Origin of the sequence: Bacillus sp. UMB0893 (assembly GCF_002858905.1) — a bacterium.
In the GTDB taxonomy this organism is placed as follows: Bacteria; Bacillota; Bacilli; order Bacillales; family Bacillaceae; genus Bacillus_P.
The window spans coordinates 1-24,361 of the sequence record NZ_PKLB01000013.1 but is presented as its reverse complement, the minus strand read 5'-3'; the positions used below and the strand labels follow the sequence as shown (position 1 = coordinate 24,361).

General features: G+C 41.4%; 35 protein-coding genes, 1 rRNA gene and 3 pseudogenes. 32 read left to right on the top strand and 7 right to left on the bottom strand.

Going from position 1 to position 24,361, the window contains the following annotated elements; all coding sequences use genetic code 11:
• Nucleotides 1-18: 18 nt before the first annotated feature.
• The 24 genes and pseudogenes from rplF to CYJ36_RS21795 all read left to right on the top strand — a co-directional run bounded on the left by rplF (nucleotide 19) and on the right by CYJ36_RS21795 (nucleotide 14,765).
• Nucleotides 19-555, top strand: coding sequence for a 50S ribosomal protein L6 (gene rplF / locus CYJ36_RS21905; RefSeq protein ID WP_101569369.1), 537 nt, complete (start codon nucleotides 19-21; stop codon nucleotides 553-555).
• A 33-nt stretch (nucleotides 556-588) separates the two neighbouring features.
• The gene (gene rplR, locus CYJ36_RS21900; RefSeq protein WP_101569368.1) at nucleotides 589-951 is read left to right on the top strand and encodes a 50S ribosomal protein L18; all 363 of its coding nucleotides are present in this window, start codon (nucleotides 589-591) and stop codon (nucleotides 949-951) included.
• 23 nt (nucleotides 952-974) lie between these two features.
• Nucleotides 975-1,475, top strand: a complete 501-nt coding sequence (rpsE, locus tag CYJ36_RS21895) for a 30S ribosomal protein S5 (RefSeq protein ID WP_101569367.1) — start codon at nucleotides 975-977, stop codon at nucleotides 1,473-1,475.
• Nucleotides 1,476-1,488: 13 nt separating this feature from the next.
• Nucleotides 1,489-1,671 (top strand): 50S ribosomal protein L30, encoded by a 183-nt coding sequence (gene rpmD / locus CYJ36_RS21890; RefSeq protein WP_101569366.1) that lies wholly within the window; start codon nucleotides 1,489-1,491, stop codon nucleotides 1,669-1,671.
• A 32-nt stretch (nucleotides 1,672-1,703) separates the two neighbouring features.
• On the top strand, nucleotides 1,704-2,144 hold the full coding sequence (gene rplO, locus CYJ36_RS21885; RefSeq protein WP_101569365.1) for a 50S ribosomal protein L15: 441 nt from the start codon (nucleotides 1,704-1,706) through the stop codon (nucleotides 2,142-2,144).
• Nucleotides 2,144-3,439 (top strand): preprotein translocase subunit SecY, encoded by a 1,296-nt coding sequence (secY, locus tag CYJ36_RS21880; protein ID WP_101569364.1) that lies wholly within the window; start codon nucleotides 2,144-2,146, stop codon nucleotides 3,437-3,439. The genes rplO and secY overlap by 1 nt, the downstream gene beginning before the upstream one ends.
• Nucleotides 3,440-3,494: 55 nt before the next feature.
• Nucleotides 3,495-4,148, top strand: coding sequence for an adenylate kinase (locus CYJ36_RS21875; RefSeq protein ID WP_101569363.1), 654 nt, complete (start codon nucleotides 3,495-3,497; stop codon nucleotides 4,146-4,148).
• Nucleotides 4,145-4,891 (top strand): type I methionyl aminopeptidase, encoded by a 747-nt coding sequence (gene map / locus CYJ36_RS21870; RefSeq protein WP_101569362.1) that lies wholly within the window; start codon nucleotides 4,145-4,147, stop codon nucleotides 4,889-4,891. Before CYJ36_RS21875 ends, map begins: the two co-directional genes overlap by 4 nt.
• Before the next feature lie 17 nt (nucleotides 4,892-4,908).
• Nucleotides 4,909-5,243 (top strand): annotated as a pseudogene (locus CYJ36_RS21865) (KOW motif-containing protein).
• Nucleotides 5,221-5,439, top strand: coding sequence for a translation initiation factor IF-1 (infA, locus tag CYJ36_RS21860; RefSeq protein ID WP_028390440.1), 219 nt, complete (start codon nucleotides 5,221-5,223; stop codon nucleotides 5,437-5,439). Before CYJ36_RS21865 ends, infA begins: the two are co-directional and overlap by 23 nt.
• 32 nt (nucleotides 5,440-5,471) lie before the next feature.
• Nucleotides 5,472-5,585, top strand: a complete 114-nt coding sequence (gene rpmJ / locus CYJ36_RS21855; RefSeq protein ID WP_000868344.1) for a 50S ribosomal protein L36 — start codon at nucleotides 5,472-5,474, stop codon at nucleotides 5,583-5,585.
• Between the two features lie 23 nt (nucleotides 5,586-5,608).
• A complete protein-coding gene (rpsM, locus tag CYJ36_RS21850; RefSeq protein WP_070875216.1) occupies nucleotides 5,609-5,974 on the top strand; it encodes a 30S ribosomal protein S13 in 366 nt (121 codons plus the stop codon).
• A gap of 21 nt (nucleotides 5,975-5,995) precedes the next feature.
• On the top strand, nucleotides 5,996-6,385 hold the full coding sequence (gene rpsK / locus CYJ36_RS21845; RefSeq protein WP_029282777.1) for a 30S ribosomal protein S11: 390 nt from the start codon (nucleotides 5,996-5,998) through the stop codon (nucleotides 6,383-6,385).
• A 185-nt stretch (nucleotides 6,386-6,570) separates the two neighbouring features.
• Entirely contained in the window at nucleotides 6,571-7,515 is a 945-nt protein-coding gene (locus tag CYJ36_RS21840; protein ID WP_070875215.1) for a DNA-directed RNA polymerase subunit alpha, read from the top strand.
• An 80-nt stretch (nucleotides 7,516-7,595) separates the two neighbouring features.
• Nucleotides 7,596-7,958: a 50S ribosomal protein L17 gene (gene rplQ, locus CYJ36_RS21835; protein WP_101569360.1), complete on the top strand. Its 363-nt coding sequence runs from the start codon at nucleotides 7,596-7,598 to the stop codon at nucleotides 7,956-7,958.
• Between the two features lie 190 nt (nucleotides 7,959-8,148).
• Entirely contained in the window at nucleotides 8,149-8,991 is an 843-nt protein-coding gene (locus CYJ36_RS21830; protein WP_101569359.1) for an energy-coupling factor ABC transporter ATP-binding protein, read from the top strand.
• Nucleotides 8,967-9,833, top strand: coding sequence for an energy-coupling factor ABC transporter ATP-binding protein (locus CYJ36_RS21825; protein ID WP_101569358.1), 867 nt, complete (start codon nucleotides 8,967-8,969; stop codon nucleotides 9,831-9,833). Before CYJ36_RS21830 ends, CYJ36_RS21825 begins: the two co-directional genes overlap by 25 nt.
• Nucleotides 9,830-10,627: an energy-coupling factor transporter transmembrane component T family protein gene (locus CYJ36_RS23930; protein WP_101569357.1), complete on the top strand. Its 798-nt coding sequence runs from the start codon at nucleotides 9,830-9,832 to the stop codon at nucleotides 10,625-10,627. Before CYJ36_RS21825 ends, CYJ36_RS23930 begins: the two co-directional genes overlap by 4 nt.
• 9 nt (nucleotides 10,628-10,636) lie before the next feature.
• A complete protein-coding gene (truA, locus tag CYJ36_RS23925; protein ID WP_101569356.1) occupies nucleotides 10,637-11,377 on the top strand; it encodes a tRNA pseudouridine(38-40) synthase TruA in 741 nt (246 codons plus the stop codon).
• A 160-nt stretch (nucleotides 11,378-11,537) separates the two neighbouring features.
• On the top strand, nucleotides 11,538-11,975 hold the full coding sequence (rplM, locus tag CYJ36_RS21810; protein ID WP_070875209.1) for a 50S ribosomal protein L13: 438 nt from the start codon (nucleotides 11,538-11,540) through the stop codon (nucleotides 11,973-11,975).
• 20 nt (nucleotides 11,976-11,995) lie between these two features.
• Entirely contained in the window at nucleotides 11,996-12,388 is a 393-nt protein-coding gene (rpsI, locus tag CYJ36_RS21805) for a 30S ribosomal protein S9 (RefSeq protein WP_070875208.1), read from the top strand.
• A gap of 774 nt (nucleotides 12,389-13,162) precedes the next feature.
• Nucleotides 13,163-14,332, top strand: a complete 1,170-nt coding sequence (gene mtnK / locus CYJ36_RS21800; RefSeq protein WP_101569355.1) for an S-methyl-5-thioribose kinase — start codon at nucleotides 13,163-13,165, stop codon at nucleotides 14,330-14,332.
• Nucleotides 14,333-14,366: 34 nt separating this feature from the next.
• A pseudogene (locus CYJ36_RS24985) lies at nucleotides 14,367-14,456 on the top strand (hypothetical protein); the annotation flags it as partial.
• A 6-nt stretch (nucleotides 14,457-14,462) separates the two neighbouring features.
• Nucleotides 14,463-14,765, top strand: a complete 303-nt coding sequence (locus tag CYJ36_RS21795) for a chorismate synthase (protein WP_441296222.1) — start codon at nucleotides 14,463-14,465, stop codon at nucleotides 14,763-14,765.
• A 63-nt stretch (nucleotides 14,766-14,828) separates the two neighbouring features.
• Here the strand turns inward: CYJ36_RS21795 and CYJ36_RS21790 are convergent, their stop codons facing one another.
• Complete coding sequence (locus tag CYJ36_RS21790) at nucleotides 14,829-15,611, bottom strand: alpha/beta fold hydrolase (RefSeq protein WP_101569353.1); 783 nt, start codon at nucleotides 15,609-15,611, stop codon at nucleotides 14,829-14,831.
• Nucleotides 15,612-15,713: 102 nt separating this feature from the next.
• Complete coding sequence (locus tag CYJ36_RS21785; protein WP_101569352.1) at nucleotides 15,714-16,241, bottom strand: tetratricopeptide repeat protein; 528 nt, start codon at nucleotides 16,239-16,241, stop codon at nucleotides 15,714-15,716.
• A 146-nt stretch (nucleotides 16,242-16,387) separates the two neighbouring features.
• Between CYJ36_RS21785 and CYJ36_RS21780 the strand changes: the two genes are divergently transcribed.
• Both CYJ36_RS21780 and rpsI (CYJ36_RS21775) read left to right on the top strand, forming a co-directional pair.
• Nucleotides 16,388-16,843 (top strand): adenylyl-sulfate kinase, encoded by a 456-nt coding sequence (locus tag CYJ36_RS21780; protein WP_101569351.1) that lies wholly within the window; start codon nucleotides 16,388-16,390, stop codon nucleotides 16,841-16,843.
• Nucleotides 16,844-16,945: 102 nt separating this feature from the next.
• A pseudogene (rpsI, locus tag CYJ36_RS21775) lies at nucleotides 16,946-17,017 on the top strand (30S ribosomal protein S9); the annotation flags it as partial.
• A gap of 264 nt (nucleotides 17,018-17,281) precedes the next feature.
• Here rpsI (CYJ36_RS21775) and cotJC read toward each other — a convergent pair.
• The 3 genes from cotJC to CYJ36_RS21760 are packed head-to-tail and all read right to left on the bottom strand — an operon-like array spanning nucleotide 17,282 to nucleotide 18,371.
• Nucleotides 17,282-17,851, bottom strand: coding sequence for a spore coat protein CotJC (gene cotJC, locus CYJ36_RS21770; RefSeq protein ID WP_101569350.1), 570 nt, complete (start codon nucleotides 17,849-17,851; stop codon nucleotides 17,282-17,284).
• Between the two features lie 12 nt (nucleotides 17,852-17,863).
• Nucleotides 17,864-18,094 carry a spore coat protein CotJB gene (locus CYJ36_RS21765; RefSeq protein ID WP_142382733.1) on the bottom strand — a complete coding sequence of 77 codons (231 nt, stop codon included), beginning with the start codon at nucleotides 18,092-18,094 and terminating at the stop codon, nucleotides 17,864-17,866.
• 37 nt (nucleotides 18,095-18,131) lie between these two features.
• The gene (locus tag CYJ36_RS21760; RefSeq protein WP_101569348.1) at nucleotides 18,132-18,371 is read right to left on the bottom strand and encodes a spore coat associated protein CotJA; all 240 of its coding nucleotides are present in this window, start codon (nucleotides 18,369-18,371) and stop codon (nucleotides 18,132-18,134) included.
• A 614-nt stretch (nucleotides 18,372-18,985) separates the two neighbouring features.
• On the opposite strand from CYJ36_RS21760, the gene CYJ36_RS21755 reads away from it, so the two are divergent.
• The 3 genes from CYJ36_RS21755 to CYJ36_RS21745 all read left to right on the top strand — a co-directional run bounded on the left by CYJ36_RS21755 (nucleotide 18,986) and on the right by CYJ36_RS21745 (nucleotide 21,447).
• Nucleotides 18,986-19,429, top strand: a complete 444-nt coding sequence (locus tag CYJ36_RS21755) for a DUF2521 family protein (RefSeq protein WP_101569347.1) — start codon at nucleotides 18,986-18,988, stop codon at nucleotides 19,427-19,429.
• Between the two features lie 89 nt (nucleotides 19,430-19,518).
• Nucleotides 19,519-20,232 (top strand): N-acetylmuramoyl-L-alanine amidase CwlD, encoded by a 714-nt coding sequence (cwlD, locus tag CYJ36_RS21750; RefSeq protein WP_101569346.1) that lies wholly within the window; start codon nucleotides 19,519-19,521, stop codon nucleotides 20,230-20,232.
• A gap of 156 nt (nucleotides 20,233-20,388) precedes the next feature.
• On the top strand, nucleotides 20,389-21,447 hold the full coding sequence (locus tag CYJ36_RS21745; RefSeq protein WP_101569345.1) for an Mrp/NBP35 family ATP-binding protein: 1,059 nt from the start codon (nucleotides 20,389-20,391) through the stop codon (nucleotides 21,445-21,447).
• Between the two features lie 61 nt (nucleotides 21,448-21,508).
• Here CYJ36_RS21745 and gerD read toward each other — a convergent pair whose 3' ends face one another.
• Nucleotides 21,509-22,159, bottom strand: a complete 651-nt coding sequence (gene gerD, locus CYJ36_RS21740) for a spore germination lipoprotein GerD (protein WP_101569344.1) — start codon at nucleotides 22,157-22,159, stop codon at nucleotides 21,509-21,511.
• A 142-nt stretch (nucleotides 22,160-22,301) separates the two neighbouring features.
• Between gerD and CYJ36_RS21735 the strand changes: the two genes are divergently transcribed.
• Nucleotides 22,302-22,916 carry a KinB-signaling pathway activation protein gene (locus tag CYJ36_RS21735; protein ID WP_101569343.1) on the top strand — a complete coding sequence of 205 codons (615 nt, stop codon included), beginning with the start codon at nucleotides 22,302-22,304 and terminating at the stop codon, nucleotides 22,914-22,916.
• Between the two features lie 46 nt (nucleotides 22,917-22,962).
• Here the strand turns inward: CYJ36_RS21735 and pdaB are convergent, their stop codons facing one another.
• A complete protein-coding gene (pdaB, locus tag CYJ36_RS21730; RefSeq protein ID WP_101569342.1) occupies nucleotides 22,963-23,727 on the bottom strand; it encodes a polysaccharide deacetylase family sporulation protein PdaB in 765 nt (254 codons plus the stop codon).
• A 113-nt stretch (nucleotides 23,728-23,840) separates the two neighbouring features.
• Here pdaB and CYJ36_RS21725 point away from each other — a divergent pair, with 113 nt between their 5' ends.
• Nucleotides 23,841-24,053 carry a hypothetical protein gene (locus tag CYJ36_RS21725; RefSeq protein ID WP_101569341.1) on the top strand — a complete coding sequence of 71 codons (213 nt, stop codon included), beginning with the start codon at nucleotides 23,841-23,843 and terminating at the stop codon, nucleotides 24,051-24,053.
• 238 nt (nucleotides 24,054-24,291) lie between these two features.
• Nucleotides 24,292-24,361 (top strand): 16S ribosomal RNA (locus CYJ36_RS21720); the annotation flags it as partial.

The window sequence follows — 24,361 nt, the reverse complement described above, 5'->3', positions numbered from 1 at the left end:
GAATGGAGGTGTACATGAATGTCTCGTATTGGTAAAAAACCACTTGAAATCCCTGCAGGTGTATCAGTTACTGTTAACGAAAGCACTGTAACTGTAAAAGGCCCTAAAGGTGAATTAACTCGTACTTTTAACGCTGATATCACTGTTAAAGTTGAAGATAACGTACTTACTGTGACACGTCCTTCTGATCAAAAAGAACATCGTGCTCTTCACGGTACAACACGCAGCCTTTTAGGCAACATGGTTGAGGGCGTTTCTAAAGGATTTGAAAAAGGTCTTGAATTAGTAGGTGTCGGTTACCGTGCTACTAAATCTGGAAACAAATTAGTCCTGGCTGTTGGATATTCACATCCTGTAGAAATCGTTCCTGAACAAGGTATCGAAATCGAAGTCCCAACAAACACAAAAGTGATTGTAAAAGGTACTGATAAAGAACGTGTTGGAGCTATCGCTTCAAACATCCGTGCTATTCGTCCACCAGAGCCTTATAAAGGCAAAGGTATCCGCTACGAAGGTGAATATGTACGTCGTAAAGAAGGTAAAACTGCGAAGTAATATCGCTTAGATGATAAGAAAGGAGTGACCTAGATGATTACGAAACTTGATAAAAACGTTGTACGTAAGAAAAGACATGGCCGTGTTCGTGCGAAATTATCAGGAACAACTGTCCGTCCTCGCTTAAACGTATTTCGTTCTAATCAGCACATCTATGCTCAAGTAATTGATGATGCACAATCAGTTACAATTGCTAGTGCTTCTACTTTAGATAAAGATCTTAATCTTGATGCAAAAGCTAATATCGATGCAGCTCAAAAAGTTGGCGAATTAGTTGCTAAGCGCGCAATTGAAAAAGGTGTTAAATCTGTTGTATTTGACCGCGGGGGTTACTTATACCATGGCCGTGTAAAAGCTTTAGCTGAAGCTGCTCGCGAAGCTGGATTAGAATTTTAATAAAAAAAGGAGGGACACAGAGAATGGGTCGTATTGAACCAAACAAATTAGAGCTTGAAGAACGCGTTGTTACCGTAAACCGTGTAGCTAAAGTAGTTAAAGGTGGACGTCGTTTCCGCTTCGCTGCATTAGTTGTTGTCGGTGACAAAAACGGACATGTAGGTTTTGGTACTGGTAAAGCACAAGAAGTTCCAGAAGCTATCCGTAAAGCTATTGAAGACGCTAAGAAGAATCTTGTTGAAGTACCTATGGTTGGTACTACTATTCCTCACCAAGTCATCGGAAGATTCGGTGCAGGAAACATCTTCTTAAAACCTGCATCTGAAGGTACTGGTGTTATCGCTGGTGGTCCTGTTCGTGCAGTACTAGAATTAGCAGGAGTTAGTGATATCTTGTCAAAATCACTAGGTTCTAACACTCCAATTAACATGATTCGTGCTACTATTTCTGGTTTAACAGAACTAAAGCGTGCTGAAGATGTTGCGAAATTACGCGGCAAATCGGTAGAAGAATTGTTAGGATAAGGAGGGAAATATGATGGCAAACAAATTAGCGATTACCCTCACTCGTAGTGTAATTGGTCGTCCAGAAGACCAACGTATTACTGTAAAAACACTAGGTCTTAAAAAAATGCATCAAACTGTTGTACTTGACGATAATGCTGCTATCCGCGGTATGATTGGTAAAGTATCACATCTGGTTACAGTTAAAGAACAATAATATAGATCTTCTAATATCAAGGAGGTGTCCCGATGAAACTTCATGAATTAAAACCTGCAGAAGGGTCACGCAAAACACGTAATCGTGTTGGCCGTGGTACCGGTTCTGGTAACGGTAAAACGTCTGGTAAAGGTCATAAAGGACAAAACGCTCGTTCCGGCGGCGGTGTTCGCCCTGGATTCGAAGGTGGTCAAACTCCTTTATTCCGTCGTCTGCCTAAACGCGGATTTACGAACATTAACCGTAAAGATTTTGCGATCGTAAGCTTAGACAAGTTGAACCTTTTCGAAGATGGCACTGAAGTAACAATTGAACTTTTACTTGAAGCTGGCATGATCAGCAAAGTAAGATCAGGCGTTAAAGTGCTTGGAAATGGCAAGCTTGAGAAAAAACTTACTGTAAAAGCAAACAAATTCTCTGCATCTGCTAAAGAAGCTATTGAAGCTGCTGGCGGTTCAGCTGAGGTGATTTAATGTTTAAGACAATCTCCAATTTTATGCGCGTGGGTGATATCCGCAATAAAATCTTGTTCACCCTTTTAATGTTAATTATATTTCGCATTGGTACATTCATCCCTGTGCCTAACGTCAACGCTGACGTTTTAAAGGCTCAGGATCAAATGAATGTATTCGGAATTCTTAACACGTTCGGCGGTGGTGCACTGTATAACTTCTCGATCCTTGCGATGGGGATTATGCCTTACATCACAGCATCCATTATCGTGCAGCTTCTGCAAATGGATGTTGTTCCGAAATTTACTGAGTGGTCAAAGCAAGGTGAAGTTGGCCGTCGTAAACTAGCACAATTCACTAGGTATTTTACGATTGTACTAGGTTTCATCCAAGCGTTGGGTATGTCTTACGGTTTTAATAATCTCGCTGGGGGATTATTAATTGAAAACCCAGGTATTACAACGTACCTTTTAATTGCAGTTGTCTTAACAGCAGGTACTGCTTTCTTAATGTGGCTAGGGGAGCAAATCACATCGAAAGGTGTGGGGAATGGTATTTCCATTCTCATCTTTGCAGGGATTGCAGCAGGAATCCCTACAACTCTAAACCAAATTTATGCACAACAATTCCAGGACGCTGGAGATCAGCTTTTCCTTAATATTGTAAAAGTTGCGCTGATAGTATTAGCGATTATTGCAATTATTGTTGGAGTTATCTTCATTCAGCAGGCTCTTCGCAAGATACCGATTCAGTATGCGAAGAACTCAGCAGGCCGTGCACCGGCGAAAGGTCAGTCTACTCACCTTCCGCTTAAAGTGAACCCAGCTGGCGTAATCCCTGTCATTTTTGCGGTTTCGTTTATTATTACACCGCCAACGATTGCATCTTTCTTTGGAAAAAATGATGTAACGGATTGGATCACTAAAACGTTTGACTATACACAGCCAATCGGCATGATTGTCTACGTTGCACTAATCGTTGCTTTCACTTACTTCTATGCATTTGTTCAGGTTAACCCAGAGCAAATGTCAGAGAATCTGAAAAAGCAAGGCGGATATATCCCGGGCATTCGTCCTGGTAAAAATACGCAAGAATATTTAACAAAAATTCTTTACAGACTGACATTTGTTGGATCTCTTTTCTTGGCAGCTATCTCAGTTCTTCCTGTATTCTTTATTAAGTTCGCTAACTTGCCAGCATCTGCACAGATCGGCGGAACGAGCTTGTTGATCGTAGTAGGGGTTGCTCTTGAAACGATGAAACAACTTGAAAGTCAGCTTGTTAAGCGTCATTATAAAGGATTTATAAAACAGTAAGGTTATGGGACTAGTGTCCCTTTCCTTCTAAATAGAGACTGAGGGGGGAATATTCTTGAATTTAGTTCTTATGGGTCTGCCAGGAGCCGGTAAAGGCACACAGGCAGAACGAATCGTTGAAAAATATGAAATCCCTCATATCTCAACAGGGGATATGTTTAGAGCTGCTATTAAAGATGAAACAGAATTAGGACTTAAAGCAAAATCTTTCATGGATCAGGGTGCACTTGTTCCTGATGAAGTAACAATTGGTATCGTCCGCGAGAGATTGGGCAAGAATGATTGTGAAAAAGGTTTCCTATTAGATGGGTTTCCGCGCACAGTTGCTCAAGCTCAGGCTTTGGAAGAAATTTTGTCAGATCTTGATAGAAAAATTGATTACGTCATTAACATTGAGGTTGATAAAGACATCCTTATGGAGCGTCTTACAGGCCGCCGTATTTGCAAACAATGCGGATCAACATATCACCTAGTTTTCAATCCTCCTGCTGTAGAAGGAATCTGCGACAAATGTGGCGGTGAACTTTATCAAAGGGCAGATGATAACGAAGAGACTGTTGCAAACAGGCTTGAAGTGAATCTCAAACAGACACAACCTTTGCTGAATTTCTATGAAGAAAAAGGATATTTGCGTAATATTAATGGCCAACAAGACATTAAGCAGGTTTTCGTTGACGTTAATGAACTGCTTGGAGGATTAGGTGAATGATCATTTGTAAGACTCCACGTGAAATTGAAATCATGCGTGAAGCTGGTCGCATTGTCGCATTGACCCACCAAGAACTCCAAAAACATATACAGCCTGGAATCACTACAAAAGAATTGGATGCAATTGCCGAAAAGTTTATACGCGCAAGCAATGCAATTCCTTCCTTTAAAGGTTATAATGGTTTTCGCGGGAGCATTTGTGCTTCAGTGAATGAGGAGCTCGTTCACGGAATACCTGGAGATCGAGTATTGCGTGAAGGAGACATTATCAGCATCGATATCGGTGCGAAGTATAATGGCTATCATGGTGACTCTGCTTGGACATATCCTGTTGGAAAAATCTCTGAGGAATCCGAAAGCCTTCTAAAGGTAACGGAGGAATCCTTGTACAAAGGCTTAGAAGAAGCTAAGCCAGGTGAGAGACTATCCAATATATCACACGCTATTCAGACGTATGTTGAACAGCATCAATTCTCGGTCGTTCGGGAATATGTTGGACACGGCGTCGGACAGGATTTACATGAAGATCCGCAGATTCCGCACTATGGTCCGCCAAACAAAGGTCCGAGGTTAAAACCTGGCATGGTCTTGGCAATTGAGCCAATGGTTAATGCCGGCAGCCGTTATGTGAAAACTCTGGCTGACAACTGGACAGTTGTTACGCAAGATCGCAAAATGTGTGCTCACTTTGAACACACGATCGCTATAACAGAAACTGGCTACGAGATTTTAACCAAAGCCTAATCCGAAGGTGATATTGTTTGAACGAACCCGAATCGAGTCCGCGCATAGGTCAGTTTGTCTATATAACTGAAGGCAGAGAAGCTGGGAAATATGCTGTTGTGATCAAAATTCTCGATGAACGATTCGTTTTAATAGCTGATGGAGAGAATCGATTGTTTCACTCCCCGAAAAAGAAGAATGTTAATCATCTAGAATTTATTGATTGCGTATCTCCGGAAGTTCAGAACAGTATATATGAAACAGGTCGTGTGACAAACGGTAAACTAAGGTTTGCCTTAACAAAGTTTGTCAATGAGCAAGTTGCTGATTTGAAGAAGGGAGAAAAGTGAATGGCGAAAGACGATGTAATTGAAGTAGAGGGTACTGTACAGGAGACATTGCCTAATGCAATGTTCAAAGTTGAGCTTGAGAACGGTCATACGGTTTTAGCGCATGTATCTGGAAAAATCCGCATGCATTTTATTCGTATTTTACCTGGAGACAAAGTTACGGTAGAATTATCACCATATGATCTAACTCGTGGCAGAATTACGTACCGTTTTAAATAAAACACTCCGCAACCAAGGAGGTAAGAGAAATCATGAAGGTAAGACCATCGGTTAAGCCAATCTGCGAGAAATGTAAAGTTATTCGCAGAAGAGGCAAAGTAATGGTAATTTGTGAGAATCCAAAACATAAACAAAAACAAGGCTAAAACTAAAGGAGGTGCAGCTTTAAATGGCTCGTATTGCTGGTGTAGATATTCCTCGTGACAAACGCGTTGTTATTTCATTAACTTACGTTTTCGGTATTGGTCGTCCAACTGCTGAAAAAGTACTGGCTGAGGCTGGTGTTTCTGAAGATACACGTGTGCGTGACTTAACAGAAGAAGAATTAGGTAAAATTCGTGATATCGTAGACAAGCTGAAAGTTGAAGGAGACCTTCGTCGTGAAGTTTCTTTAAACATCAAACGTCTGATTGAGATCGGCAGTTTCCGCGGTTTGCGTCATCGTCGCAGTTTACCTGTTCGTGGTCAAAATACCAAAAATAACGCTCGTACTCGTAAAGGACCTCGTCGTACGGTTGCGAACAAGAAAAAATAAGGTAAAGGAGGTTAACCCACAATGGCTCGTAAAACGAACACTCGTAAACGTCGCGTAAAAAAGAATATTGAGGCAGGAATCGCTCATATTCGTTCAACATTTAACAACACGATTGTTACTATTACAGACGTACATGGTAACGCTCTTTCTTGGTCAAGTGCAGGTTCACTGGGATTCAGAGGATCACGTAAATCAACTCCATTTGCTGCACAAATGGCTGCTGAGGCTGCAGCTAAAGGATCAATTGAACACGGTATGAAAACTCTTGAAGTAACTGTTAAAGGACCAGGCGCAGGCCGTGAAGCTGCAATCCGTGCACTTCAAGCTGCTGGTCTTGAAGTAACAGCTATCAGAGACGTTACTCCGGTTCCACATAACGGATGCCGTCCGCCAAAACGTCGTCGTGTATAAATTTTCTGTATAGATTTTGTATCCCTGTCAATAATGGGTTATGATACAGTAAAAAGTTCTCGCAGAAATAACTATTCTGTTGTTGTGCACATTCGGGACTTTATAATGGGGAATTTCGGTTAGACACACCAAAAGCATGTTATTTGTCTAGCCGGGGTTTCGACGTTTTGAAGGAGGGTTTATAGATGATAGAAATTGAAAAACCAAAAATCGAAACGGTTGAAATCAGCGACGATGCCAAGTACGGTAAATTCGTCGTCGAACCACTCGAGCGTGGATATGGTACTACTTTGGGTAACTCCTTGCGTCGTATTCTCTTATCCTCACTCCCTGGTGCCGCTGTAACATCAATCCAGATAGATAGTGTACTCCACGAATTCTCTACAATTGAAGGCGTTGTTGAAGATGTTACAACTATTATCTTAAACATTAAAAAACTTGCTTTGAAAATTTATTCAGAGGAAGAAAAAACGCTTGAGATTGACGTACAGGATGAAGGAGTTGTAACGGCTGCAGATATTACTCACGACAGTGATGTTGAGATTCTAAATCCGGACCTTCATATTGCTACATTAGCGAAGGGTGCACACTTCCGTATGAGATTGACTGCAAAGCGCGGACGCGGATATACTCCAGCTGATGCAAACAAGAGAGAAGATCAGCCTATTGGTGTAATCCCAATCGATTCAATTTTCACACCTGTTTCTCGCGTGTCTTATCAAGTTGAAAATACACGTGTAGGTCAAGTGTCGAACTATGATAAACTTACTTTTGATGTGTGGACAGATGGAAGCACAGGTCCAAAAGAAGCTATTGCACTTGGTGCAAAGATCTTAACTGAACATCTTAATATCTTTGTAGGGCTTACTGATGAAGCTCAAAACGCTGAGATTATGGTGGAAAAAGAAGAGGACCAGAAAGAAAAAGTTTTAGAAATGACGATCGAAGAATTGGATTTGTCAGTTCGTTCTTATAACTGTTTAAAACGTGCAGGCATCAATACTGTACAAGAGCTTGCTCATAAAACAGAAGAAGACATGATGAAAGTTCGTAATTTAGGTCGTAAATCTTTGGAAGAAGTTAAAGCGAAACTAGAAGAACTTGGCTTAGGTCTTCGTAAAGACGACTGACGACTAGTTAACAAGTTAACTAGCGTTTTCGCGTGTTTCTAAAATTAAGATATAGTATTTAACGAAGGAGGGAACACATAATGCCTTACAGAAAATTAGGACGTACAAGTGCTCAACGCAAAGCGTTACTTCGTGATCTGACTACAGATTTAATTATCAGCGAGCGCATTGAAACTACAGAGGCTCGTGCTAAAGAATTACGTTCAACTGTAGAAAAAATGATTACTTTAGGTAAACGTGGGGATCTTCATGCCCGCCGCCAAGCTGCTGCTTACATCCGTAATGAGGTAGCAAACGAAGAAGGCACGCAAAATGCACTTCAAAAACTATTCGTTGATATCGCACCACGTTATACAGAACGTCAAGGTGGATACACTCGCATAATGAAACTTGGACCTCGCCGCGGCGACGGAGCACCAATGGTTATTATCGAACTAGTTTAATCATATTTAACGTACTGTAAGGGCGGGTCAGTTTTTTGAAACTGGATCTATGCCCTTTTTTTATACACTTAAAGCCCCTCTCTATCTTTTAGAGATGAAGAGGGGGTTTTTATTGAGCAGAGAAAGAATAGGGAGAGATCAGGTGTTTGTAGATCGTTTAATTGCATAAACACAGGTGAGGGAGGCAGCAATGGAACAACCAATCATTCATGTGGATCAGGTTACATTTCGTTATCATGAAGATGATGAAAAACCAGCCTTGAATTCCGTTTCGATTTCAGTCAAACAAGGTGAGTGGCTGGCGGTAGTCGGTCACAATGGTTCAGGCAAATCAACACTTGCCAGAGTGCTTAATGGTCTGATTTTGCCGCAGCAAGGTCAAGTTCATGTTAATGGAGCCGTGCTGAATGAGGATACAGTATGGGATATACGCAAACAAGTTGGAATGGTTTTTCAGAATCCGGATAACCAGTTTGTCGGTACAACCGTAAAAGATGATGTGGCTTTTGGTTTGGAAAATCACGGTGTGCCGAGGGAAGAAATGAAAAAACGAGTCGAATGGGCCACAGCTAAAGTGAAGATGGAAGCTTTTCTCGATCAAGAGCCGCACCATCTATCTGGCGGTCAAAAGCAGCGTGTAGCTATTGCTGGTGTCATTGCTGTTTTGCCTCAGATTATTATTCTTGATGAAGCAACTTCCATGCTCGATCCTCAGGGAAGAAATGAAGTCATGGAGACGGTAAGAGAATTAAATGCTCAAGGAATTGTTACGGTCATATCGATTACTCATGATCTAGAAGAAGCTTCAAAGGCTGATCGGATTATTGTGATGAATGCCGGAGAAAAATTCGCTGAAGGTACACCTAAAGAAATTTTCAAGCTGGATCACAAGCTAGTTGAGATTGGCCTTGACTTGCCTTTTCCTTATAGAGTCAGCATGAAACTAAGAGAAGCAGGTATTAACCTCGCTCAAAACCATCTAGATGAAGAAAGCCTGGTGAATGAACTATGGACATTACATTCAAAGATTTAGAGCACAGGTACCAGGTTCATTCACCGTTCGAACGTCTTGCCTTGTACGATATCAATCTTGACATTAAAGATGGTTCATTCGTTTCCATTATCGGTCATACAGGTTCTGGAAAGTCTACTATCCTGCAGCATTTAAATGGCCTTCTGAAACCTACTAAAGGTTCCATTACCATTGGTGATCGGAAAATTGAAGCAAATAAGAAAAACAAAAATTTAAAAACGATCCGCCAATCCGTCGCCATTGTGTTTCAATTCCCGGAGCATCAGCTTTTTGAGGAGACGGTTGAACGTGATATTATGTTCGGGCCTTTAAATTTTGGAGTGCCAGCTGAGGCTGCAAAAGCAAAAGCAAGAGAAGCATTAACTCGGGTCGGGCTCCCCGCCGAAGTGCTTCAAAAATCACCATTTGATTTGAGCGGCGGACAAATGCGGCGTGTAGCTATTGCAGGGGTGCTCGCTATGGAACCGAAAGTGCTTGTTTTGGATGAGCCGACAGCAGGACTAGATCCAAGCGGCCGAAAAGAGATCATGGACCTATTTTATTCCCTTCATCAAGATCAGCACTTAACGACCATCCTTGTCACCCACAGTATGGAGGATGCTGCGCGCTATTCAGATGAAGTTATCGTTATGCAAAAAGGCACTGTACAAATGAAGGGATCACCTAAAGAAGTTTTTAATCAAGCTGAATCATTGATATCATCAGGTTTGGATCTTCCTGAAACGGTTAAGCTTCAAAAAGTGATTGAACAAAAGTTCGGAAAAGAACTGAAGGGAATCTCGCTTTCCATCGATGAACTGGTTAATCAGGTTGTTCTAGAGATAAAAGGTGAATCAAAATGATGAACAGTATGATCATTGGAAAATATGTACCCGGCAGTTCAGTGATTCATAAAATGGATCCCCGTTCTAAATTAACTATGATTTTCTTATTTGTTTTCATAGTTTTCTTTGCTAATAATTCGCTGACCTATGCCATATTAGGCGTATTCACTCTTTTTATTGTCGGTTCAACAAAACTGCCTGCACGATTTCTGCTGAATGGGTTAAAGCCGATCATCTGGATTATTATATTTACTTTTATTTTGCACATTCTTGTGACAAAAGAAGGTCAGGTTTTATTTGAATTAGGTTTTATTCAAGTTCATGAAGAAGGGATCAGACAAGGTATTTTTATTTCCTTGCGATTCTTATTCCTTATTCTGCTCACGACGATTCTAACCTTAACGACAACGCCTATAGAGGTGACAGATGGGATGGAAAGTCTGCTGAACCCGTTTAAAAAGGTTGGTCTTCCTGTCCATGAGCTTGCGTTAATGATGTCGATCTCACTCCGGTTCATTCCAACGCTTATGGAAGAAACGGACAAAATCATGAAAGCGCAAATGGCAAGAGGGGTTGATTTTACAAGCGGTCCAATCAAACAAAGAATTGCTGCTATAATTCCTCTCCTAGTTCCTTTGTTTATAAGTGCTTTTAAACGGGCTGAGGAACTGGCTACAGCGATGGAGGCAAGAGGATACCAGGGCGGAGAAGGCAGAACAAAACTGCGTGAATTAAAATGGGGAATCCTCGATACTGTCATTTTGGCCATATTGATTGGTATGGGTATTGTCTTATTACTATTACGTTCATAGGAGTTCACAATGAGGGTAAAATGCACAATCGGATATGATGGGACTGGATTTAACGGGTTTCAAATTCAGCCGAATATGAGGACTGTACAAGGTGAGGTTGAAAGAGCGCTTAAAAGGCTTCATAAAGGTGAAGAAATAAAGGTATTTGCATCGGGAAGGACTGATGCAGGAGTGCATGCAGTCGGTCAAGTATTGCATTTTGATACTGATATTCTTATACCTGAAGCGCGCTGGCCCCATGCATTAAATTCGCTGCTCGCAGAAGATGTCGTGATTCAATCCGTTTCTTTTGCAGAAGATGCGTTTCATGCACGGTTTGATGTTCGTGCTAAGGAATACCGATATAAAATTAACCGTTCATCCATTAGGAATGTATTTGACCGCAATTATTCTTATCATTATCCATATAAGCTTGATTACATCAAAATGAGAGAAGCCATTAAATTTCTTATCGGCACTCATGACTTTACAAGCTTCTGCTCTGCTAAAACAACTAAAGAAGACCGGGTAAGAACGCTGTATGACATTGAATTTTATGAAGAGAATGATGTGCTGACCTTCCGTTTTGTCGGCGATGGATTTTTATATAATATGGTAAGGATTTTAGTCGGAACATTAATAAATGCAGGGCGTGGAGTTTTGGATCCTTATCGCATTTCAGAAATACTTGAAGCACGCGATCGATCCCTTTGCGGAAAAACAGCCCCAGGATGCGGATTATATTTGTGGAATGTTTATTATGACAACTAAACCAGGTGTAACATTTTCTTGACAATGTTGCCTGAACGTTATAATATATCATATGGTATGTATTTCAACCCCACAAATAAGCCCCGGAAGAGTTTAATTTGTGTTTTGAAATAGAATGATTAAAATTATAACAATTGAAAGATATTTAGGAGGGAAAAACATGCGTACAACATATATGGCGAAAGCAACTGAAGTTGAACGTAAATGGTTCGTGGTAGATGCGGCTGGCAAAACTTTAGGTCGTCTAGCTAGTGAAGTAGCATCTGTACTTCGCGGTAAACACAAACCAACTTACACACCACATGTAGACACTGGTGATCATGTGATCATCATCAATGCAGCACAAATCGAACTTACTGGTAAAAAATTGACTGACAAGATTTACTACCGTCACAGCCAATTCCCAGGTGGTTTGAAATCAAGAACAGCTCTTGAGATGCGTACAAACTATTCTGAGAAAATGCTTGAATTAGCAATTCGCGGAATGCTTCCTAAAGGTTCATTAGGACGTCAAATGTACAAAAAATTACATGTATATGCTGGCAACGAACATCCACATCAAGCACAACAACCAGAAGTTTACGAACTTCGCGGTTAATTATTAAGGAGGTTATTAATTTGGCACAGGTTCAATATTACGGTACTGGCCGTCGTAAAAGCTCAGTAGCGCGTGTTCGTCTGGTTCCAGGCGAAGGCCGTATTGTTATCAACGATCGTGAAGTAAAAGATTACATCCCATTCGCAGCTTTAATCGAAGATATTAAACAACCATTAAACTTAACTGAAACAACTGGAAGCTATGATGTTTTAGTTAGTGTTAACGGCGGTGGATTCGCTGGTCAAGCTGGCGCTATCCGTCACGGTATCTCACGTGCATTATTAGAAGCTGATCCAGAATACCGCGGAACATTAAAACGCGCTGGTCTTCTAACTCGTGACGCTCGTATGAAAGAACGTAAAAAATACGGTCTTAAAGGCGCTCGTCGTGCACCTCAGTTCTCAAAACGTTAATCTGTACGTTTCAAAGGCTCTCAACCATTATGGCTGGGGGTCTTTTTTATAGCTGAAAAATGCTTTTGATCACATTTTGGTCACGAAGATATTATTGATCTCAATTGACCGCAGAAATGTTATATCTCATCCTTTTTCCAATAATTCCTCTCATCTGCCTCATTTTCCTCGCTAATTAACTCTTTTTGCTGTCTTGCTATACTTACATGCTCCAACGGGTTCTTTGAGATAATATCCATTTTTAAAGCGCATTTAAAAACTTGATTTGCTTGAACAAGAACATATACCGTTTGACGGTTCAGGACAAGAACAACGGCTTCAAAGTTGGAATACCAAAATAGATTTAACTTATTGTTTCACCTTGCTAACGCTGTTGCGAAATCCAGAAGAGGAACAATTATTTGCGGTACATTAATGTCGTCGGCTACCCAGAAATGTTCAACAAAAATATCAGTGAAATCAGCCTTACATTGTGATGATGCAACCCGAAATAACCGTCTTCGTAACCGAGAGGATAAACAAGCCTCCATCGAAAATGTTTTCTACGCCAGTATTTAGGTAATCAAGAATTACTATGCATATATTTTCAGCATATGCATATATTTTTCAGCATATTAATTTAATAACGAGGTTTATGCTGTGTTTCTTAGCGGGCTGTCGCAAAGCCGTCGGCATTGCGGTGCGTCAATACGCCCTTGCCATCACGGAACAGCTCTAGCCTGTGCTCGATATATGCTAGGCTAAATAGGAATCGGTATTCGGAGGGATGCGGAAATGACAAATTATCACGCCTTAACGCAAGCGGAAGCGGTCGAGTATGCACACGGCATCGAGGATGTATTCCCGGATGGTGCGCAGCTGAAGTTCCGGGAGATCGGCGACGGTAATCTTAACCTTGTGTTTCATATATCGGATCCGGCATCAGGGCGAGCCTTAATTCTGAAGCAGGCGCTTCCTTTCGCCAAGATGATCGGCGAATCGGTTCCCTTGACGCTGGACAGAGTACGCATAGAATGCGAAGCATTGCGCATTCAAGGGGAGCTATGTCCTGATATGACTCCAAAGGTATACAGGTACGAACCCGATTTGGCGTTGATGGTCATGGAGGATTTGAGCGATCACATCGTCATGCGCCGCGGACTGATGGAGCGGGGCCGTTATCCGTTGTTCGCCGGGCATATCGGATCATTCTTGGCGCGGACGTTGTTCTTCACCTCGGACCTGGCCATGGACCAACAGGAGAAGAAACTGCGGGTGAAATCTTTCATCAATCCGGAGCTTTGCAATATTACCGAGGATCTCATCTTATACGCTCCTTATACAAAGTCCCGGATGAATATCTTCGAGCCTCATATCCGTGATGCTGTTGAGCGCATTTGGGCGGATAAGGAGCTGCATCTTGAGGTCGCGCTGCTGAGGGAGAAATTTCTGACGAAAGCACAGGCCCTGCTGCATGGCGATTTTCATACAGATAATATCTTCATCAAGCCGAATTCTACGAAGGTCATTGATCCCGAATTTGCTTATTACGGTCCGATGGGCTTTGATATCGGGACGGTTATTGCCAATCTGCTGCTGAACTATTCAGGTCAAGAGGGCTGGAGCACGGATGCGCTGGAGCGCACCGATTACCGCCGCTACCTGCTGGATACCGTGCACGACTTATGGACACAATTCGAGCTTCAGTTCCGTGAGCTTTGGAACGGACATGCCGCCGACCGTATGGCGAAGACCCGAGGATATCAGGATTTGTATGTGGCAAGACTGCTGCAGGACACAATCGGATTTGCCGGGGCGATAATGTTGTGCCGCATCCATGGTTTTATCCACGTAGCGGACATCGATCATATCGCGCTGGAGATCGGCGTGGCACTGATCAAACGGAACCGCTCCGCCCGCTCTATTGAGGAAGTGTTGGATACCGCTTTAAAAGCTGTAAACTAAGGAGCCGAACTTATCATGACGAACGAAGCTGGACATGCGGATTACTTATCTTCAGAAGTACGGGATTCGTGACCATGGGGGGAGTGGGCGGACATCCGGAAGAGAAACGGCAGCCATAGTGGCGCGCTGGGTGCTGAAGAAAAGAGGAGTACAGGTTCTGGCTTATACGAAAGAAATCGGGTGCCGGACCTTTGATGAGCATTCGGGAGGAATCATCGGTGGGATAAGCACGGGACAGGAAATCATATTCTGGGTTGTCGTAAAGCCTGCGTCATCCATTTCTGTTCCACAGAAGACCATCAACATTAAAGGAGAAGATCCGCAGATTCGCATAGAAGGCCGGTATGCGTGCATTTGTCCGAGAATCGTGCCCGCCATGGCATGTCTCGTTATAGAGGATCAGTTCAAACGATATGCCGCAATGTTGGACTGAATGGAAAAGACGACTACTCATTCAAAATGAATAAGAGTCGTCTTTTTGTTTCGTTAATGCCGATCATTCAACGAAACGATGGATTTCCTCCAACACCTTGCGATGCTCCTGTGAAAAGACACCGTGGCCCGCATTGGGAAATAGAATCAGCTTGGAGCCTGGAATACGACGGTTCAGAATATTGGCATGCTTCGGACTGAAGACCCAATCATCCTCGCCGTGAATAATAAGAGTTGGTGCCGAAATTTGTCCGAGCCGATGGTACGAATCGAAATTCTTGCTCGCCTCACGATGAATCTCCATGCTTCTAGGGTTAGAAGGCGCAATCTGCATCCGTTCCACGAGTGATGCGATCAAGTCTGGATTCTCCTGGATATAGGCTTTGGAGTAAAGCATATTTAGCGTGTCCTGAGGGGAAAATGCAGCGTTCTTACGCATCAGCCACTTGATCATCCGAAAAGAAGGCGGCACCCGTTTGACGCCACAGGTCGTGGAACATAAAATTAATTTCGACACGCGGCTGGGGTCTTCGATTGCAAGCTCCTGCGCAATCATTCCCCCCATCGATTGGCCTAAAATATGTGCCTTTTCGATATCGAGCGCGTTCATTAGCCCAATGACATCCTTGGCCATATCCGAGATGTCGTACGCTTCTGTCGGAGCGTCGCTCCGGCCTGTACCTCGATGATCGAGCATGATGAAGCTGTTCCTTTCGCTTAACGCGGCCTTGATTGCCGGGTTCCACCAGTCCATGTTGCTGTCTTTTCCTGTAAGTCCGATCAAAGGAAAGCCTTCCCCGATCGATTCATAACAAATGTTAGTGCCGTTGACGAATACTTTTTTCAAAATTATCCACTCTCCAGTTTCGTAATCTCTGGCCGCGAATGAACGATATCCAAGATCAATATATTCTACGGAAGGGAATAGATGTCTCCTCCCTCTCTTTTCTTATGATTTTTTGTTCCGTTCCAATTGATCGAGACGCTGCAAGACTGAATTTGCTTTGTCAGGTTTTCCTGCATTTTGGTAAGCTGCACTTAAGTTTCGCAGTACTTCGCGTACTTGTTTGGGAGTAAGGTAGTTGGAATTCTCTTTATAGTGGTCAAGCAGGAAGGTGAAGTCCTCGATCGCCGTTTCCGAGCAATGGAAAAAGGACTCCGGCAGCCTCAGACAAATGTTCCCGCGCAACAACCGAATTTCTTTATGGTTTGAGTCTAAAGAAACGGCCCGATTCAATGCATCTAATCCCTCTTGCGCCTTATCCGCTCTTTCCAGAATTTTAACGGCATCCCGGCCTAATAGAACGAGAGTACTGCCGTAATAGGCTTCAATTAGCGCATTCTCTGGCTCGGCCTCACGAAGCTTTAAGAGCATCCCGTTTGCTTTTATCACCGCTTTTTTGTCCCCGTCCACCCCATTATAATGGAGTGTTTTGGCTTCCTCGAATTGTTTCATATGGACGCTTTGATCTGCCATTCCTATCGACCTCCGATATTGAAAATCTTGGTACTCCAACCCGTAAAAGCAACACAGATAAATACCCTCCTTGCATTACCAATTTATTTGTTACGATATGTGCGATCCCCATATAGAGGTTGGATGAAATACCTAGTTTACTAAAAATGTACGTTTGTCTGAGTCAAGTCTTTACATTCGTGGATTCCATAACAGTAATTATGAGGAGGGCAGAAGCTTGTCGAAAAGCGTGGCATCCGTTCCAAATTACAACAGATGACCGCTGCCGTTTGGACACAAACCTGAATTGCCGCTCTTATGTTCTGGATGGGGATAACATCCGACACGGTTTGAACAAAGAACTCAGTTTCGGTCCGGATGACCGTAGGGAAAACATTCGCAGCATCGCGGAGGTGGAAAAGCTTTTTGTCGATGCGGAAATCCGTTATGGCGTTCATTTCACCATATCGTGCGGATTTGACATAGCGCAATCTATTTTTCATGAAGGAGAGTTTATAGGGGTTAATGTAAAATGCCCGCTTAGCGAATGCGAAAGGCGGGTTCCGAAAGGACTATATAAAAAAGCTAATGGAGAGTTTTTTAAATCACATTTTGTCACGTAACATATAGAAAGGTATATTATTTCATTTTTCTTTTTTGTTATAAAAAGCGGCTAAACATTGATATAAAAAGGATTATTTTTTTCATGCTTCTTAATATTATATGCACACATGAAAGAACGTAAAAAATACGGTCTTAAAGGCGTTCGTCGTGCACCTCAATTCTCAAAACGATAATTACCAACGTTTCAAGGCTCTCAACCGATTTGGTTGGGGGGGGGGGTTAATGTGTAATGGGGTTTTGGTCACATTTTGTTATTATGGATTCGTAAATATTCATCAATCTTTACCGTTAGATGAAAAAGGAGTTTATTCTTCTGTATTCTAGTACTATACCGGGCGTGAACATGTCTCTGTCGCCAGGCGGTGGCAAAAGCATGCAGACTGGGCTTACATGATTTTGAAAAACAGCAGGGGGAAATTCCTGCTGTTTTTTTAGACCTAAAAAACTTTTTTCTGATCTCGATCTTCTTTTAATATTTCAACCGCTTCACGGAATCTCATAGAGTGGACGATTTCACGTTCTCTTAAAAAGCTAAGCGAATCATTAATGTCTGGATCGTCGGACATATCGATCAGCCATTGATAGGTAGCACGCGCTTTTTCCTCGGCTGCTATATCTTCATATAAATCTGCAATCGGATCCCCTTTTGCCTGAATATATGAAGCAGTCCATGGTACACCAGCTGCGTTATGATAAAAAACTGCACTGTCATGATTCGCATAATGTTCGCCAATCCCGGCATCTCTTAGCTGCTCGGGTGTAGCGTCTTTGGTAAGCTTAACAACCATTGTCGCAATCATCTCAAGATGGGCAAATTCTTCAGTACCAATATCAGTTAAAAGCCCAACCACTTTATCGGGAATGGAGTACCGCTGGTTTAAGTATCGGAGTGCTGCCGCAAGTTCTCCATCCGCACCCCCGTATTGTTCAATCAAATACTTTGCAAGGGTTGGGTTGCATTTACTAACTTTTACAGGATATTGCAACTTCTTTTCATAGACCCACATATGCTCTCCTCCTTAAACCTGCCATGGCCAGGGCCCGCTTCCCCAATCCCAGCGGGGGCCGGGATTATTGCTGACTCCAAATTGGAGCAAAGGACCGTATTTCCCTTCAAAAACCTGTTTCACTTGTCTTGAGTAATCGGAATACTGGTTGAATTGCTGTAATGCGTTCTCATCATCAGGATGCGTGTCAAGGTAAAGTGTTAATTCGACTAGAACGAAATCTGCAGCCTGAATCTGATGCATCAATTGATAGTATTCATCATCAATTTGCTTTACCAAATCAAGACTTCCTCTCTTTATATGGATTTTCGTAAGGATCGTATAAAGCTTTCCAAAGCGTTCCTTTTTTCAATGCTTCATAAGGCGGAAATTGTTCCAGGTTAGGCGGCTGAAAATTCATGTATAAGTTAGGAGGGGTCGAATAATATTTCCTTCCAATCGGCGGACAGGGATCAAAACGGCTATGAAAGGGTTTATATGTTTTAACCGGTGTAAAGTGATTTGGATTTTGGTTATACAAATCATTTCCTCCTCTCCAAAAATCCGTGACATTAAAAGGTATGTGTGTGTATGTAAACTTATGACCTCGTCATTTCATCCGGTTTAAACATTGAAGTCACGGGACAACTTCTGGATTTGATATTTACGGTAAGCACATATCCCGCGGAACATCAACTCAGATTCAGGAAAGACATTTAAATGGGGAGAGCTGAACAACCTTTTGAACTAGCTCCTGCATACGTTTACCTATCATCTAATGAGTCGGCCTGCGTAACCAGCCAGTTTCTACATGTGAACGGCGGTAAGATACGCTATACCCAGGTTACCTTACAATGAAAGATAACCATCAATGTATAGTGATAAGGTTTGAAAATAACATTTAATCATGTAGAACATGTACATAATTGGGCACCCTTTTGTCTTTTCGTGATTTGGACATTTAAATGGGGAACCTATTCGTGCACCTCAGGTCTTAAAACGTTACTTCTATCAAAACCACAATATTCATGTGTGGTTTTTTGTTGTTTTCATTAATCGCAATCGAAAGCCTCCGGATCCTCCTTTAATTGGTAAAACAATCACGAATGATAAAAAAACAGCAGTAAAACAATAGAGAGAGGGGGCGATGAATAAATGGAAATTATAACATCACTTGCAGATAAAAGAAGAGATAAACAAATCAAATACGAACGAAGCATCCTTAAGGATCTCACGTTAACCCAGCTAAAAGCAAAAGCCTATGAAAGCTTTGGTGTTTTCATGCATTCTGGTACATTCGATTATTCAGCCATTGAGGATGGCTGCATTGACTTTTCGATTGAAGCTTATTTGCTGGGTGCCAGCTACAGCAGGTTTGGCTTCTTTGGAGAATCCATTCAGACTGTCAATAATAGAAGCAGAAGAGAAGAAAAGCTGCTTGTCGATGAATTGTATGAATATATGCTGATATGGGGTAATCAGAGCGAAAGTGATTTTACAAATGAATCCATTTACTATGCTTGTGAATTTTTAATTCATTCATGGTGGTCTGAAGGATTTGATATAGGTGAAAAACGGTACAAGCTTCGGCTTCATTAAACTTTTTTTAGCATAATTCCATTCTATTTCTTAACATATTCCCTGCCAGTCCCCCATATATTGTTAGAGGACGAGCAGGAGGGGAAAAAATGAAGAGAAAGCTAAGATGGTTTGGCTTCGCAGCGGGATTTATTTTATTACTCCTTTTATTTCAATTTCAATTTAATAATGACAGTTCATGGAAGTCATGGAACCTCCCTTTAACAGGAAAGGTCATATACTTAGATCCTGGACATGGCGGACCAGATGGTGGAGCTGTTGGAGCAGAATTTTTAGAGAAAGATATTGCTCTTTCCATATCCATGAAAATCAGAGATTACTTACAGGAACAGGGAGCATTAGTCCTGCTTACTCGTGAAAAGGATAAAGACCTTGCTGACAAAGATACGAAAGGGTATTCAAGAAGGAAAACGCAGGATCTGCGAAAGAGGCTTAAAATCATTAATGAGTCTGAAGCAGACATGTATTTAAGCATCCACTTGAATGCAATCCCTTCGAATCAGTGGAGCGGTGCCCAGACTTTTTACAATTCAAAAATGGAAGAGAATGAACAAGCTGCAAAGTTCATTCAGGATGAATTAAGAAGAAATTTGGAAAATACGACAAGAAAAGCAAAACAAATGAACACACTGTACTTAATGAAACACATCGATAAACCGGGTGCGTTGGTAGAGGTAGGCTTCCTGTCAAATCCAGAGGAGGCAAGACTGCTTGGAACGGAAGAATACCAAGATAAGGTCGCTGCATCGATCTATAACGGAATCCTAAGATATATGACACATGAAAAAAATCCTCCTGAGTGAGGGTTTTTTTAAGTTGTTCGTTCAAAACAAATCTTGCGATTAACGCGCTCCCGATTTGCTTAAATTTTGAAATAGAGCAGGTCAAGCGTTTCTTATCTACTTCCAAAAGTAATTATGTTATAATTGTGAAAACGAATACAACAAAGGGTGATTAGCATGGTGAGAGAGGATATTGCACGTAAAATTGTCGGTGAATTAAAAGAACCTTTTTTACATAAAACATTAGAAGAATTAAATGCGATTGAAGAAGTGTCTATTAAAGCAGAGAAAAATCATATTAGCATAAAAGTGGCAATTGCCAAAACAGGTACATCTGAACAGATGCAGCTGCAGCAGGAAATTGTTGCTAAGCTAAAAGAAGCGGGTGCTGAGACTGTCGGTCTTCGATTTACAGAACTTTCTAAGGAAGTAACAGCTAAGTATCAAACAGCTAAACCTGAAGATGCCTCTGTCCTTGCTGCAAGCAAACAGCCGACGTTTATTGCCATTGCAAGCGGAAAAGGCGGAGTAGGCAAATCCACTGTTTCGGTTAATTTGGCCGTATCTTTGGCACGTTTAGGCAAAAAGGTAGGCTTAATTGATGCTGATATATACGGATTCAGTGTTCCGGATATGATGGGTATTACAACTAGACCTGTTGTGCGGGGAGAGAGAATTATCCCAGTTGAGCGCTTTGGTGTTCAGGTCATCTCAATGGGATTTTTCGTAGAAGACAATGCACCTGTTATTTGGCGCGGGCCAATGCTTGGTAAAATGCTCAATAACTTTTTTCAAGAGGTAGAGTGGGGAGATCTTGATTATCTGCTGCTTGATTTGCCTCCTGGAACAGGTGATGTTGCTCTTGACGTACATGCCATGCTTCCTTCATGTAAAGAAATCATTGTCACGACTCCACATCCAACAGCTGCATTCGTAGCTGCCAGAGCAGGTGCAATGGCACTCAGAACAGAACATGAAGTTATCGGAGTCGTTGAAAATATGGCTTATTTTGAAAGCAAGCTGACTGGAGAAAAAGAATATGTATTTGGCAAAGGCGGAGGAGACAAACTTGCCCGCGAACTTGAAGTGCCGGTGCTTGGAAACATCCCTCTTCAGCAGCCAGATTGGAACGAAGAGGATTTTGCTCCATCTGTCTACGCAAAAGACCATCCAACAGGCGCGATTTATTTGGAAATCGCCAAAAAGGTAACAGAACTTGTGCCTGTAAATGTTTAAAGGAAAAGCGCCAAGTGATTGGCGCTTTTTTATCTTGCTTTCAATAAGGGGTTAAGGTCAATTATTGTCCGCCTTCTCCACCTGATTCACTTTGTCCGCCGCCCTGCCCGGATTGACCGCCGCCGCCTTCACTGCCGCCACCCGAACTGCCGCCTTCTTGCTGCATTTCTTTAGCGGCTTTTAGAAGAGTTTCTTCCATCTTGGTTTTAAAGAGCGGGCTGCTGATAGTCTCGGTAATAACTTCCTGCAAATGCTTGCGGAATTCCTGGCTTTGAAGCACCTTCGTCATTTCTTTTTCCATTTCAGGATTCTGAAGCACTTTAATTAGCATTTCTTGATATTCAGGATCTTTCATTAATCCTTTTATTACTTTTTCATGCTCAGTCTTTAAGCTTTTAGCAAAGCTTTCGGTGAACTTGGGATCTTCAAATGTTTTTTGCCAAAATTCTACGCCTTTTTCTGATGTTAGGGTTTTAGAGATGGTATCTGAAACCACTTTTTGATCCATAATTAAATTTTGTTTCATATCATCATTGGCTAATATTTCTTCAATGGCTTTCTTTCCATCATCTGTCTTTAATATATCAACAACCATCTTTTTCGTTTCTTCATAATCAAGCTGTCCGGCAGGCTGATCCTGTGGCGAGCAGCTTGCAAGGATAGAACAGATGGCTATAACTGTTATCAATAAGAGCAACCTTCGCTTTTTCATGTGATCAAAGCTCCTTTCTTTTTCAAGTTGCCTATTTTTAATATGAATTATCTAGAGCTTTTTATACTGGTAAATAAAATAGCTTTTTTAGACAGACATTGGTAAAATTTCATGAGTAGAATACATATTGGGGGATACAACATTGAATAGTCGAAATTGGGTGCGTTTATTTCTGACGACTCTGCTCGTTGGCGGCATTAGTACAAGTATCGTTGGATTTGCATTAAAATGGGGCGAGTACCAGGAATTTTTTATATCGTTTGATATCATTGAAATACTATCCATCTTATTTTGGCTCATTGGAGTAGGATTTATTTTTAGTATTATCAGCCAAATGGGCTTTTTTGCGTATTTAACCATCCATCGTTTTGGTCTTGGCATTTTTAAAACAGCATCCTTATGGAACGCCATTCAAATACTGTTAATCCTATTTGTTGTATTTGATTTAATTTATTTCCGCTACCAGCTTTTTGCAGCTGAAGGCGAGTCTGTCGTGTCCTATACGGTTCTTGCGTTATTCGTGGTCATTTTCTCGCTGGCAGTAGCTTATATTAAAATGCAGCAAACAAATAAAAAGGCATTCATTCCTGCGTTATTTTTTATGATTGTCGTCACTACCGTTGAGTGGGTTCCTGCACTTCGTGTGAATGAAGGAGACTGGTTATATCTCATGCTGCTTCCGCTCCTTATTTGCAACGCCTACCAGCTTCTGCTGCTAACTAAATTATCGCCAGCAAAAAAAGCTAAGCCCATGTGAGCTTAGCTTTCTTTTATATTCTTAAAAACAACATCTATCCAACCATTTATTTAACTTCTGTTGACTTAGCATTTGCGTTGGCAATTAATTCTGCAACGGATACATTCTTTAACCCTTTTTGCTTAAGGCCCTCTACAATTTGAGGCAATGCTTTTTGAGTTTGCTTAGCTGAATCTGAAGCATGTAAAAGAATAATATCGCCGCCTTGTACGGAGTCATTGAGATTCTTTACTATTTCACTCACGCCTGGATTTGTCCAATCATCAGAATCCACGCTGTAATGCACGACAGTATAACCATATCGTTCGGCTATTGTAAGAATTTCTTGATTGAAATTGCCGGTTGGCGGTCTGAGGAGTTTAACGTCTTTTAAACCTAATTCTTTAAACACGTCCTGTGCCATTAAAAGATCACGGCGAATTTCCGTTGCTTCTAAAGATGTGTAATTTTTGTAGGCATAACCCATGCTGCCTATTTGGTGCCCATCCTTAACAATTTGTTTGACGATTTCAGGATGCCGTTCTGCCCAGGCAGCGGAGAGAAAAAAGGTTGCATTCGTGACCCCGTTTTTCTTAAGAGTCTCAAGGATTGGTGCTGCTTTCTCGTCTCCCCAGCTAATATCAAACGTTAAAGAAACTTTATTCTCTTTCTCTTCTCCTCTAAAGATGGCTTTTGGACCATCAGCCGTTGAAAAAACAGGAAATTGCAGAACATTTTCGATATATAAAATTCCAGCTGTAAAAAGAGCTGCTATGACAATAATGAGAATCTGTTTAATGTTTTTCATATGCATAATATAAAAATTGTTCATCTTAATCAACCCCGTCCCAATGTTCTTGTCTCATATGTATGCCAAGCTGTTAAATATATGATTAGAAAAATACAGGTTGTGCAATAATGATAAAACCCCAAGAGGAGGATTATATGGCAAAAGGATTTATCTTCAACGACAAAGAAGCTAAAGAAATAGAAATGTTAGTAGAACAAGAATTAGCAATTGTATGCAATATACTAATAGGTGATAATTTGACTTTTGTTCAAAAAAAATCACTTTTAGAAAAAAGAGAGCTGCTGGTTAATTTATATAAAATAATTAGCGGAAAACTTGATCAACATTTCAATAAAAATATTAGGTAATTTCTATTGACGATTGTTTGGAATTGGTGGTATATTATTTTTCGTCGCTAAGAAACAAATCGACTTTGAAATAAGTAAAAAAAAATTCAAAAGGTTGTTGACACAGCGATAGTGACCATGTTAAATTATATAAGCCGTCACCAGTGATGGCGAAATGATCTTTGAAAACTAAACAAAACCAAAAGCGTACCAAACGTTTTAAATTTTTGAAGTCAGCAACAAATTGAGTCACAAATTTTCTTCGGAGAGTTTGATCCTGGCTCAGGACGAACGCTGGCGGCGTGCCTAATACATGCAAGTCGAGCGGA

Excerpts from the sequence above, each read along its gene's own strand:
- map (WP_101569362.1), top strand. The coding sequence starts at position 4,145 with ATGATCATTTGTAAGACTCCACGTGAAATTGAAATCATGCGTGAAGCT.
- gerD (WP_101569344.1), bottom strand. The coding sequence starts at position 22,159 with ATGAAAAAGCGAAGGTTGCTCTTATTGATAACAGTTATAGCCATCTGT.
- CYJ36_RS21755 (WP_101569347.1), top strand. The coding sequence starts at position 18,986 with ATGGAAATTATAACATCACTTGCAGATAAAAGAAGAGATAAACAAATC.
- rpsK (WP_029282777.1), top strand. The coding sequence starts at position 5,996 with ATGGCTCGTAAAACGAACACTCGTAAACGTCGCGTAAAAAAGAATATT.
- CYJ36_RS21765 (WP_142382733.1), bottom strand. The coding sequence starts at position 18,094 with ATGCATCAGATTCAGGCTGCAGATTTCGTTCTAGTCGAATTAACACTT.
- CYJ36_RS21785 (WP_101569352.1), bottom strand. The coding sequence starts at position 16,241 with ATGGCAGATCAAAGCGTCCATATGAAACAATTCGAGGAAGCCAAAACA.
- rpmD (WP_101569366.1), top strand. The coding sequence starts at position 1,489 with ATGGCAAACAAATTAGCGATTACCCTCACTCGTAGTGTAATTGGTCGT.
- cwlD (WP_101569346.1), top strand. The coding sequence starts at position 19,519 with ATGAAGAGAAAGCTAAGATGGTTTGGCTTCGCAGCGGGATTTATTTTA.
- mtnK (WP_101569355.1), top strand. The coding sequence starts at position 13,163 with ATGACAAATTATCACGCCTTAACGCAAGCGGAAGCGGTCGAGTATGCA.
- rplM (WP_070875209.1), top strand. The coding sequence starts at position 11,538 with ATGCGTACAACATATATGGCGAAAGCAACTGAAGTTGAACGTAAATGG.
- CYJ36_RS23930 (WP_101569357.1), top strand. The coding sequence starts at position 9,830 with ATGATGAACAGTATGATCATTGGAAAATATGTACCCGGCAGTTCAGTG.
- truA (WP_101569356.1), top strand. The coding sequence starts at position 10,637 with ATGAGGGTAAAATGCACAATCGGATATGATGGGACTGGATTTAACGGG.
- rpsE (WP_101569367.1), top strand. The coding sequence starts at position 975 with ATGGGTCGTATTGAACCAAACAAATTAGAGCTTGAAGAACGCGTTGTT.
- CYJ36_RS21830 (WP_101569359.1), top strand. The coding sequence starts at position 8,149 with ATGGAACAACCAATCATTCATGTGGATCAGGTTACATTTCGTTATCAT.
- pdaB (WP_101569342.1), bottom strand. The coding sequence starts at position 23,727 with ATGAACAATTTTTATATTATGCATATGAAAAACATTAAACAGATTCTC.
- rplQ (WP_101569360.1), top strand. The coding sequence starts at position 7,596 with ATGCCTTACAGAAAATTAGGACGTACAAGTGCTCAACGCAAAGCGTTA.
- infA (WP_028390440.1), top strand. The coding sequence starts at position 5,221 with ATGGCGAAAGACGATGTAATTGAAGTAGAGGGTACTGTACAGGAGACA.
- CYJ36_RS21725 (WP_101569341.1), top strand. The coding sequence starts at position 23,841 with ATGGCAAAAGGATTTATCTTCAACGACAAAGAAGCTAAAGAAATAGAA.
- CYJ36_RS21840 (WP_070875215.1), top strand. The coding sequence starts at position 6,571 with ATGATAGAAATTGAAAAACCAAAAATCGAAACGGTTGAAATCAGCGAC.
- CYJ36_RS21780 (WP_101569351.1), top strand. The coding sequence starts at position 16,388 with ATGTACGTTTGTCTGAGTCAAGTCTTTACATTCGTGGATTCCATAACA.
- secY (WP_101569364.1), top strand. The coding sequence starts at position 2,144 with ATGTTTAAGACAATCTCCAATTTTATGCGCGTGGGTGATATCCGCAAT.
- rplO (WP_101569365.1), top strand. The coding sequence starts at position 1,704 with ATGAAACTTCATGAATTAAAACCTGCAGAAGGGTCACGCAAAACACGT.
- CYJ36_RS21825 (WP_101569358.1), top strand. The coding sequence starts at position 8,967 with ATGGACATTACATTCAAAGATTTAGAGCACAGGTACCAGGTTCATTCA.
- rplF (WP_101569369.1), top strand. The coding sequence starts at position 19 with ATGTCTCGTATTGGTAAAAAACCACTTGAAATCCCTGCAGGTGTATCA.
- rpsM (WP_070875216.1), top strand. The coding sequence starts at position 5,609 with ATGGCTCGTATTGCTGGTGTAGATATTCCTCGTGACAAACGCGTTGTT.
- rpmJ (WP_000868344.1), top strand. The coding sequence starts at position 5,472 with ATGAAGGTAAGACCATCGGTTAAGCCAATCTGCGAGAAATGTAAAGTT.
- cotJC (WP_101569350.1), bottom strand. The coding sequence starts at position 17,851 with ATGTGGGTCTATGAAAAGAAGTTGCAATATCCTGTAAAAGTTAGTAAA.
- rplR (WP_101569368.1), top strand. The coding sequence starts at position 589 with ATGATTACGAAACTTGATAAAAACGTTGTACGTAAGAAAAGACATGGC.
- CYJ36_RS21745 (WP_101569345.1), top strand. The coding sequence starts at position 20,389 with ATGGTGAGAGAGGATATTGCACGTAAAATTGTCGGTGAATTAAAAGAA.